The organism is Nocardia cyriacigeorgica NBRC 100375, from assembly GCF_000308555.1.
Classification (GTDB): Bacteria; Actinomycetota; Actinomycetes; order Mycobacteriales; family Mycobacteriaceae; genus Nocardia; species Nocardia cyriacigeorgica.
The window spans coordinates 21,109-30,116 of sequence record NZ_BAFY01000318.1; the positions used below are offsets into that span (position 1 = coordinate 21,109).

Below are 9,008 nucleotides of genomic sequence, written 5' to 3' on the forward strand. Positions count from 1 at the left end.
CGCGGCGGCCTGGCCGACGATCGCGGTCCTGGTTTCCTGAGTCATGTCGTTCTCCTGAAGATGAGGTCAGAGGCCGGCGGCGTCGGCGACTTCGGTGGCCTTGCGCACCACCGCATCGATCCGCTCGACGGTCGGCGTGCCCGCCGCGGCCCGGTTCTGCGGCTCATCCATTGCCCGGCGCATCACACCTTCGGCGATCACCGCGAGCTTCCACAGGCCGAGCACATGCCAGTACCGCAAAGCGGCGGGATCGCGCCCGGTTTCGGACAGGTACACCTGCGCCAGTTCCGCGCGAGTCGGGAAGCCCGGCAGGGTGGAGGCCGGGAAATCGCCGCCGAGCTCCTCTTCACCGGGTTCGGGCCAGTAAGCGAGCAGGCTGCCCATATCGGCCAGCGGTTCACCGAGCGTGGACAGCTCCCAGTCCAGAGCCGCCGTCAGATCTCCGGAGACGGGGTCGGCGATGACGTTGCGCAGATGAAAGTCGCCGTGCACCAAGGTGATCTCGTGTTGTTCGGGGATGGCGGCGACGAGCCTGCGGGTGAGGTCGTCGAGTTCGGGCAGCTCACGGGTCTTGGACTGTTCCCACTGCCCGGCCCAGCGCTTGAGCTGGCGTTGCGCGTACGGCTTGTGGCCGGCCAGATCCGCCAGTCCGACCGCCTCGATGTCGACGGCGTGGATCTTGGCGAGCGTGCGCGGCAAGGCCAAGGCGATCTCGCCGCGCCGCTGCGGGGTGAGCGATCGCGCGACGTCCATCGTGTCGATCACCAGGCCGTCGACGAACTCCATCAGCACCAGCGGCACCTCCGACACCGCCGGATCGGTGCAGACCCCGAGGATGCGCGGCGCGGGCACCGCGGTGGCTTCCAGGGCCGCGATGATGCGTGCCTCGCGAACCACATCGTGCGCCGAGGCCAGCAGTTGACCCAGCGGCGGACGCCGCAGCACCCACCGCCGTCCGGCGGCGTCGGTGAGCAGGTAGGTCAGATTGGACTGGCCGAGACCGATGCGGGTGAAACGCAGCGGGGCATCGGATTCGATGCCGAGTGCGTCGAGCCAACCGGCGATCGCGACCGGGTCCACCGCGAGGTGCTCACCCATCGGCGACCGGGCCCTTGCGGAAGTGGGACGCGTCGCCGAGTCGCTGTCCGCCGTCGATCACCATCGTTTCGCCGGTCACCCAGCTCGCGGCGTCGGAAGCCAGGAAGGCGATGGCCGAGCCGATGTCGGCGGGTTCGCCGATCCGGTTCAGCGCCGTCGCCTGGTTCAGCAGCTGCTCGTGTTCCTGCCACAGCGCGGCGGCCAGCTTGGTGCGCACCACACCCGGCGCGACCGCATTGACCCGGATCCGCGGCGACAGTTCCAGCGCCATCTGTTTGGTGAGATGGATCAGCGCGGCCTTGCTCGCGTTGTAGAGACCGAGGTTGGCCTCGAAACCCATGCCGCCGATGGAGGCGGTGTTGATGACCGCACCGCCGTGCTCGCCCATCCACGCGCGGGTGGCCAGCGACGTCCACAGGATCGGGGCCCACAGGTTTACGTCGAAGGTCTTCTGGAACCGGCCGTGGTCCTGGTCGATCACCGGGCCGTAGGCGGGGTTGGTGCCCGCGTTGTTGACGAGAATGTCGACGCTGCCGAATCTTTCGAGCGTCAGATCGATGCAGCGGCGGGCGGCGTCCTCGTCGACGGCGTGCGCGGCGACACCGAGCGCGTTGCCCTCGACCTGAGCCGCCGCCGCGTCCGCGGATTCCTGCGACCGCGAGGTGAGCACGACGGTGCCGCCCGCGGCCGCGATGGCCTGCGCCGCGGCGAGCCCGATACCGCGCGAGGCGCCGGTGATGATGGCGGTGCGCCCGGTCAGATCGATGCCCGTCATGCCTTCGCCTGCTGTCCGTTGTTCGCGGCGACCTCGGCGGTGCGGTATTTACCGAGTTCCTGGCGGGCGATGGCGCGCTTGTGCACCTCGTCCGGGCCGTCGGCCAGGCGCAGCGTGCGCAGATGCGCCCATGCCATGGCGAGCGGGAAGTCATCGGTGACACCGCCGCCGCCGTGCACCTGAATCGCCCGGTCCACCACCTTCAGCGCGATTTCGGGTGCCGCGACCTTGATCGCCGCGATCTCGGTGCGGGCCTCCTTGTTGCCGACGGTGTCCATCAGGTAGGCGGCCTTGAGGGTGAGCAGCCGGATCATCTCGATCTCGATCCGCGATTCGGCGATCCAGTCCTGGATGTTGGCGTTGTCGCTGATCGGTTTGCCGAACGTGGTGCGCGAACGCGCCCGCCTGCACATCAATTCCAGTGCGCGCTCGGCCATCCCGATCGAACGCATGCAGTGGTGGATGCGGCCGGGACCGAGCCGGGCCTGGCTGATCGCGAAGCCCTCACCCTCCCCCTTCAGCACATCCTTGGCCGGCACCCGGACGTTGGCGAAATCAATCTCGGCGTGGCCCTCACGGTCCTGGTAGCCGAACACCGGAAGGTTGCGCATCACGGTGACACCGGGCGCGTCGATGGGCACCACCATCATCGACTGCTGACGATGCGGGGCGGCGTTCGGATCGGTCTTGCCCATCACGATCAGCACCTTGCAGTTCTTGTGCATCGCGTTGGAGGCGAACCACTTACGCCCGTTGAGCAGATAGTCGTCGCCGTCGCGGACCATCGACAGCTCGACATTGGTCGCGTCCGAGCTGGCCACCCGGGGCTCGGTCATCGCGAATGCCGACCTGATGGTGCCCTCCAGCAGCGGCTTCAGGTACTTCTCCTTGTGCTCGTCGGTGCCGAAGAGCGTGAGGACCTCCATGTTGCCGGTGTCGGGAGCGTTGCAGTTACAGGCTTCCGGGGCGATGAAGCTGCGGCCCATGATCTCGGCCAGCGGCGCGTACTCCAGGTTGGTCAGCCCCGGGCCCCACTCCGGATGCGGATGGAAGAGATTCCACAGCCCACGCCGCCGGGCCTCGGCCTTGAGCTCCTCCATGATCGGCGGATGGAAGTGCGGATCACCGGACTCACGCATCTGCTGGTCGTATACGGCCTCGGCCGGGTAGACGTGCGCATCCATGAAGTCGAGCAGTTCCGCCCGGTACTTCTCGGCACGTTCGGAGGTGTCGAACAGGGACATCCTGGCTCCTGACGGGTGAGACGGGGTTTATCGGCGATCAGCGGGGTGCGGCCGGGCCCGTGCACGACCTGTGAACCGCACCGAACAAACCGTATCTTGAATTCGGCGTCAATTTCAAGTGTCTAGCGTGAAGAGGCCCATTTACCAGCAGTTATGCCAGGCTGTCCGGGTATGCGGAGTGACCGGAACGAGCCTCAGGATCGGATGCGCAGGGCATTGACCCACAGCCGGTTCGCGGTGTCGATCACGTCCTCGAGCGCGGGACTGTCCGTGCCGCCGTAACCGGCCACGAAATGATTGAACGCGAGCCTGCTGACCATCCCCGACAGCGCCCGCGACGCCAGCATCGCATCGACCTCGGGATCGGCCAGCCCCCGGTCCTGCAGATTCTCGATACTGCGCGCATTGCGCACCATGAACGCCTCGGCCCGATTCCGCCGCAGCACCGCGAATTCCGGATCGATCCCGGCCACCTGCTCCAGCAACCCCATCAACTTGGCATTGCGCTGATACGCCTGGAAGTAGGCCCGATTGCTCGCCGCGATGATCTGCGCCGGATCCGCCTCATCGGCCACCCGCGGCATCCCCGGATGCATCATGTCTTCCTGCGCGAGTTCCAGTACCGCGGCGAAGATCTCCTCTTTGCTCGCGAAGTAGGTGTAGAACGTCCCCGACGAACACTTCGCCGCCTTCGTGATGTCCGACAGCCGGGTCTCCAGATACCCGCGCCGCTCGAACACCTTGCGCGCCGCCGCAACCAGCGCCCCCCGAGTCCGCAACCCCCGCGCCGTCGACGGCAACTCCCGCAACAGCGACGACCGAGCCATCGACGGCGGCGCGTCCTGCTCGTCGACCTCGGTATCCAGAGTGTCCATGTCCGCATTTATACGCCTGCGCACACCCCACTCACGACACCAAAACTACCCTCGCCCTCAACCAACACGCCCCTGACCAGCGGATTAGCTCTCCACACACCCCCTGAGGTAATCTCTTCGAGCGCCCGGAAACGCGGCGCAACGGGCTGTGGCGCAGTTTGGTAGCGCACTTGACTGGGGGTTAAGTGGGTTTACCCCGCTCTGGTCGGCCCGAACAACTGAAAATCCATGCCACGGGCTGTGGCGCAGCTTGGTAGCGCACCTGACTGGGGGTCAGGGGGTCGCAGGTTCAAATCCTGTCAGCCCGACGTAAAAGCCCAGGTGAGAGTAGGTTTCTCGCCTGGGCTTCATCATGTCCGGGGGTCGTTCTCTGTGGTCCCCCTCTGGTCCCCCGGCGCTCTCGCCGGTGGTCGCCTGTGGACGAACTGATCGCCCAGAACCCGCGTCCTGTGGATAAGGGGACCAAAAGGGGACCAGAACGCTTCCGGGAGCACTCCCGCGGGCGTCGGAGCGCATCACAGGCCCCTGGTCGCGGGGCTGCTGCGCCGGGCGTTCTTGCGTTGTCCGGCGGTGGAGAGGAAGGCGTTGGCCTGCTCGGCGGCGGAGGCGAGGTGGCGGTCGTCGGGGTGGAGATAGCCGCGCGTGGTCTCCATCGAGGCGTGCCCGAGGATGTCTTGCAGTACGTGCAGCGGGATGCCCGCGTCGGCCATCCAGGTTGCCCCGGTGTGGCGTAGGCCGTGCCGGGTGAGGTCGGGCAGTCCGAGCTTCGCGACGATGCCGTCCCAGTTGGTGGCGTCGCGGACGGTCGCGGTGGTGAGATAGCCGCCCTTCGGGCCGACCAGCAACGAGTCCTCGGGCTCCTTCCCGTCGGTGAGGCGTTCGAGCACTGGCCGGAGTGGTTCGAGGATCGGCACGCGGCGTTCTTTGCGGCTCTTGGTCGGTTTTGTAACCAGGCCGCCTTTGCCGGGGAAAACCTGCCGGCGGATCACGACGAGGTTCTTGCCGTAGTCCACGTCCCCGACCTGCAACCCGGAGACCTCCGAGGACCGTGCGGCGAGTAGCGCGGCGAGCATCACGAAGTCGCTGTAGGACTGATGCACCTTGCCGCACGCCCTGGCGAGGCGGTTGAGGGTCTTCATGTCCGGGATTGCGTGCGCCCGTGGGGAGGTGTGTTCGGCGGACTGGCCGCGGAAGGCGTTGCGGTTCAGGCTCCGCTTGGCGCGGTTCTTCGCAGGATTGATCTGGATCAGCCCGTCCCGCACGGCCTCATCGAGCACCCGCACGAGCGGGGCGATGGTGTTCTTGATGGTCGACGCGCCGTGACGCTGCTCCCACTCATCAATGGTGCGGTCGATGATCCCGGCGGTGATCTGGGTGACCGGCAGGTGCCCGAGCGCGGGCAGCACGCGCAGTTTCAGCCCGTACCCGTAGGTCTCGCCGGTGGAGGTCGGGTCCAGGCCCCGCGCCCACCGGTCGCCGATGGAGGTGACGAACTCCAGCAGCGTCATGGACACGTCCATGCCCTTGGTCGATGAGTTGCGGAGCTGGTCGAAGAACGCGTGCGCGGCCGCTTCGTCTCGCACGATTTCCGAGCGGATGACACGCCGCTTGGTGGTCGGGTCGGTCCACCGGGCTCGGGCGCGGATGCCGTAGGAGCGGCGCTCCATGTCTGTGGAGACCTTCACGCCGATCGGCGGGACCGGCTTGGGCTCGGCGGTCGGCTGCGGTTCAGCTCTGCGGGGCACGGTCGTGTTCCAGCTCGCTCAGCCAGCGGTCCACGGCGTCGAGCCGGTACCGGGCGATCCCGCCAAGCCGCAGGAACGGCGGCCCCGTGCCGGCCGAGCGCCACCGCGACAGGGTGGACTCCGAGACCTTCAAGTACGCGGCGACCTCACGGCTGTCCAGCAGGGGCGAGACGAGTGCCTCGGTCTTGTCGCTCACGACACTTCTCCGGTGTCCGGGTCGAGGTCGCGGTAGAACGCTTCCTCTGCCTCGCGGCGGGCCTGGACGTCGGCCATGACGAACTCCACGAACTCGGCGTCGCGGTCGGTGATCGGGATGTCCTCGATCGGGTCGCCGGGTTCCTCGCCGGGCCAGACAGTCTGCCGGGTGGGACGGTCGTGGTCGAGCCGGGTGCCGCAGGCGGCGACCCATTCGCGGAGCCGCTGGCGGGCGTCGGCGAAGTCGCGGTGCCAGCCGAGCGGTGCGCTGCCGTTCTGGTCCGGGTCGTAGGCGCAGAGCCAGTGAAGGTGCAGCGCGCTCAGCTCCCACAGCAGCTCCGGGTGCATGTGCCAGGCGGGCGGGATCACGGAGGCGGGGAGCCCGTAGGTGTGGCGTAGCCAGTCCACCCAGCGGTTGAGCTCCAACCACTCGGCCTCGGCGTCCTCGGCACTCAGCAGGTTCCAGTTGATCGGGTGCGGCGGCTCGGCGATCAGCGGCTCGTCGTAGCCGTCGTCGTCCATCTGGTCCACATCCGAGTCGGGAACATCGTTCGTCGTGGCGTCGCCACCGGGTTCGTCGGACATGCTGGGCTCCTGTCTGCTCTCCGGCGCCGGTTCGTGCCGGGCCGTTGTGGCGGGCAGGTGCTCCGTGCCGCGACCGGCGTTCAGGTGCCGGAACGACGGAGCAGGGCTTCGATCTCGGCACGGTCGGCGGCGAGCTGGCCGGCGTCGGGACGCTTGGGCCAGGGGTGCAGGTCGGTGACGATCGGGGCCGCGGAGCGCAGCAGCACGATCCCGGTCCCGAACGGGAGCCGGCGGATGCGGTCGGGCGGGAAGATCGGCACCCGGCGCACGGACCGCTGGTTGGAGCGGGTGCCGTGGTCGCCCAGCGTCACGGAGTCGGTGTATTCGTCGCGTTCGCCGACCAAGGCGCTCAGGTCTTGCAGGTCCCGGCTGTTGGAAGCCCCGCCGAGGATGACCTTGACGATCGAGGCGTCCCAGATCGCGTTCGCCTGGTGCTCGTTCCACTTGTCCCGCGCCTGCGCGAGCGATTGGAGCACCGGCATGGTCGTGATCCCCGACCCGCCGCCTTCGGCCATCAGCGTCGGCAGCGACGGCAACGGCGAGAGGTTGGCTATCTCATCCAAGGCCAGCAGCATCGGCGGATCGAGCCGGGCACCGGCCGACCGTGCGGCCAGGCGGCGGGCGGTCTCGATGAGGTCTTCCACGAGCGCGGCGACCAGCGCGGCGCTGGCTCCCGCACCGGACCCGGTTGCCAGCAGGAACAACGTGCCGCGGTCGCGGATGAACGCTTCGGGATCGAAGCCCTCACCGGGGCCGGGCGATACGGCGTCGAGCACGCGCGGGTCCGCGAGGGAGCCGAGAGCCAAGGAGACGCCCTGCCAGATCGAGTCGCGGGTGCGGGGGTCGGAGTCGATCATCGCTTCCAGAGACTCGGCCCACCCGGTCGCAGCCTGCGTGGAGCCGGTCAGGATCGCCACCGCGTCAGCGGCCGCGGTCGGATCGAGAGTCCACCTGAACAGCTCGGCGGGCGGCCGATGGTCGATCGCTGCCGCGTGCAGCAGGGCTTGGAGCGCGGCCCGTGTCTTGCCCTCCCAGAAGCCTCCGCCGTCGACGCCGCCTGCGGACAGGCCGGTGCCGGCGGCGAGCCCGGTGGCGCGGATCATCGCCGTCTGCGGCGACTCGCAGCCCCGGATCGGTGACCAGCGCAGACCGGCGGGCAGACCCTCGGCCAAGTGTTGCGGGTCGAAGATCGCGACGGGGCCGATCCTGCGACGGGCGCGCATGGTCGCGGTGAGGTTGTCCGGCCTGGTCGAGGTGACGACGACGGCGCCGGGCGCGTCGAGGATCGCCGGGATCACCAGATGCAGGCCCTTCCCGGAGCGGGGCGGCCCGATCACCATGATCGAGTCCTCGACCGACGCCCACACGCCGGTGCCCTTGGAGGTGCCGAGCCGGTAGCCCACGTCCGCCGGCTTCGGGTCAGCCAGGCCGGGGCGCAGGTTTCCCGCGCGGCGCAGCAGCGCCTTCTCAGACGCAGCGGCGGCGACTTCGTGCCGTGTGGCGATCCCGGCCATGCGGCGCGGGTCGGTCTCGATCCGGTGGGTGTGGCGGCGCAACCGCAGCCACGCCCATAGCCCGCCGGTCACGAGGCCGGCGAGCAGCAGCCCGGCGACGATCCAGTAGACGACCGGGTTCAGGCCGTCCGCGTCGAGCGCCGCGCCGGGATCACCAGGGCGGAACAGCACACCGACCCCGGAAGCGGGATCGCCGGCCGGCTGGGGCGTGCCGGTCAGGAACGCGGCCACCGATCCCGCGGCGCGCAGGATCAGCGCGACGCCGAACAGGACGACCAGCCCGATCATCGCGGCGTTGGTCAGCTCGTCCCCGAACGAGCCGGTCTGCCGGCCCTGCTCGTTCACGGCACTCGCCGGATGATCGTGGTGCCGGAGACCCGGCCGAACAGGATGACCTCGATGACCTCGCCGGTCCGGTCGGCGCCGTTCCCGGCTGGGTCGATGAGGGCGCGCGCGGTGCCGGAGTGGGCGGCGTCGGTGTGCCCGGTGACGACTGCGACCGCCACGTCCTCGCCCGGAACGAACCCCTTGCCCTCGACGGTGTGAAACACCGGCCCGGCCTGCGCCGCCGGTTCCGGTTCGGGCTCGGGGCGGGAACGCCGGCGGCGGGCGGCGACGATGTCGGTGAACGTCGTGCCGTCCGCTTCGCGGACCTCGACCCTCGCCGGTGTCGTCCGGTCGTTCGTGGCGCGGTCGATGATCTGCCCGAACGAGGAGCGCCGCCACGGCGGCGCGAAAGGGTCAGGGTCCAACCGTTTCCCGTCGACGGTGACGGTCACGGTGCCGTCCTCGCGCACATCGAGCACGACGAGCGGAATGGACACCGGGACGGGCTCAGGCTCGGGCTTCCTCATAGCGTCGAGGTGAGCCAACGCCGCCATGAGAGCATGCGTGGCGCTCCTGGGCGTCCGCGCGCACGTACGAGCCGTGCAGGTCGAACCTCTGCCGCGTACGGAGGAATGTCGGACGTCTCTGGC

At 68.9% G+C, this 9,008-nt stretch carries 9 protein-coding genes and 2 tRNA genes; 2 read left to right on the forward strand and 9 right to left on the reverse strand.

Features of this window, described 5'->3' with window-relative positions:
- Nucleotides 1-66 precede the first annotated feature (66 nt).
- The 4 genes from RJ05_RS26955 to RJ05_RS26970 all read right to left on the reverse strand — a co-directional run bounded on the left by RJ05_RS26955 (nt 67) and on the right by RJ05_RS26970 (nt 3,992).
- On the reverse strand, nt 67-1,098 hold the full coding sequence (locus tag RJ05_RS26955) for a phosphotransferase family protein (protein WP_036542278.1): 1,032 nt from the start codon (nt 1,096-1,098) through the stop codon (nt 67-69).
- Complete coding sequence (locus RJ05_RS26960) at nt 1,091-1,873, reverse strand: SDR family oxidoreductase (protein WP_036542282.1); 783 nt, start codon at nt 1,871-1,873, stop codon at nt 1,091-1,093. Before RJ05_RS26960 ends, RJ05_RS26955 begins: the two co-directional genes overlap by 8 nt.
- Nucleotides 1,870-3,117 carry an acyl-CoA dehydrogenase family protein gene (locus RJ05_RS26965; protein ID WP_036542285.1) on the reverse strand — a complete coding sequence of 416 codons (1,248 nt, stop codon included), beginning with the start codon at nt 3,115-3,117 and terminating at the stop codon, nt 1,870-1,872. Before RJ05_RS26965 ends, RJ05_RS26960 begins: the two co-directional genes overlap by 4 nt.
- Nucleotides 3,118-3,311: 194 nt before the next feature.
- Nucleotides 3,312-3,992, reverse strand: coding sequence for a TetR/AcrR family transcriptional regulator (locus tag RJ05_RS26970; RefSeq protein ID WP_036542288.1), 681 nt, complete (start codon nt 3,990-3,992; stop codon nt 3,312-3,314).
- Nucleotides 3,993-4,134: 142 nt separating this feature from the next.
- Here RJ05_RS26970 and RJ05_RS31170 point away from each other — a divergent pair.
- Both RJ05_RS31170 and RJ05_RS26975 read left to right on the forward strand, forming a co-directional pair.
- Nucleotides 4,135-4,206 (forward strand) — tRNA-Pro (locus tag RJ05_RS31170).
- A 20-nt stretch (nt 4,207-4,226) separates the two neighbouring features.
- A tRNA-Pro gene (locus tag RJ05_RS26975) sits at nt 4,227-4,300 on the forward strand.
- A gap of 207 nt (nt 4,301-4,507) precedes the next feature.
- Here the strand turns inward: RJ05_RS26975 and RJ05_RS26980 are convergent.
- The 5 genes from RJ05_RS26980 to RJ05_RS27000 form a co-directional block, all read right to left on the reverse strand.
- Nucleotides 4,508-5,737 carry a tyrosine-type recombinase/integrase gene (locus RJ05_RS26980; protein ID WP_026529682.1) on the reverse strand — a complete coding sequence of 410 codons (1,230 nt, stop codon included), beginning with the start codon at nt 5,735-5,737 and terminating at the stop codon, nt 4,508-4,510.
- A complete protein-coding gene (locus RJ05_RS26985) occupies nt 5,721-5,933 on the reverse strand; it encodes a helix-turn-helix transcriptional regulator (protein WP_026529681.1) in 213 nt (70 codons plus the stop codon). Before RJ05_RS26985 ends, RJ05_RS26980 begins: the two co-directional genes overlap by 17 nt.
- Nucleotides 5,930-6,517, reverse strand: a complete 588-nt coding sequence (locus RJ05_RS26990; RefSeq protein ID WP_026529680.1) for a hypothetical protein — start codon at nt 6,515-6,517, stop codon at nt 5,930-5,932. The genes RJ05_RS26985 and RJ05_RS26990 overlap by 4 nt, the downstream gene beginning before the upstream one ends.
- Before the next feature lie 80 nt (nt 6,518-6,597).
- Nucleotides 6,598-8,376: a type IV secretory system conjugative DNA transfer family protein gene (locus tag RJ05_RS26995; RefSeq protein ID WP_036542293.1), complete on the reverse strand. Its 1,779-nt coding sequence runs from the start codon at nt 8,374-8,376 to the stop codon at nt 6,598-6,600.
- Entirely contained in the window at nt 8,373-8,885 is a 513-nt protein-coding gene (locus tag RJ05_RS27000; protein ID WP_028851319.1) for a hypothetical protein, read from the reverse strand. The genes RJ05_RS26995 and RJ05_RS27000 overlap by 4 nt, the downstream gene beginning before the upstream one ends.
- Nucleotides 8,886-9,008 lie beyond the last annotated feature (123 nt).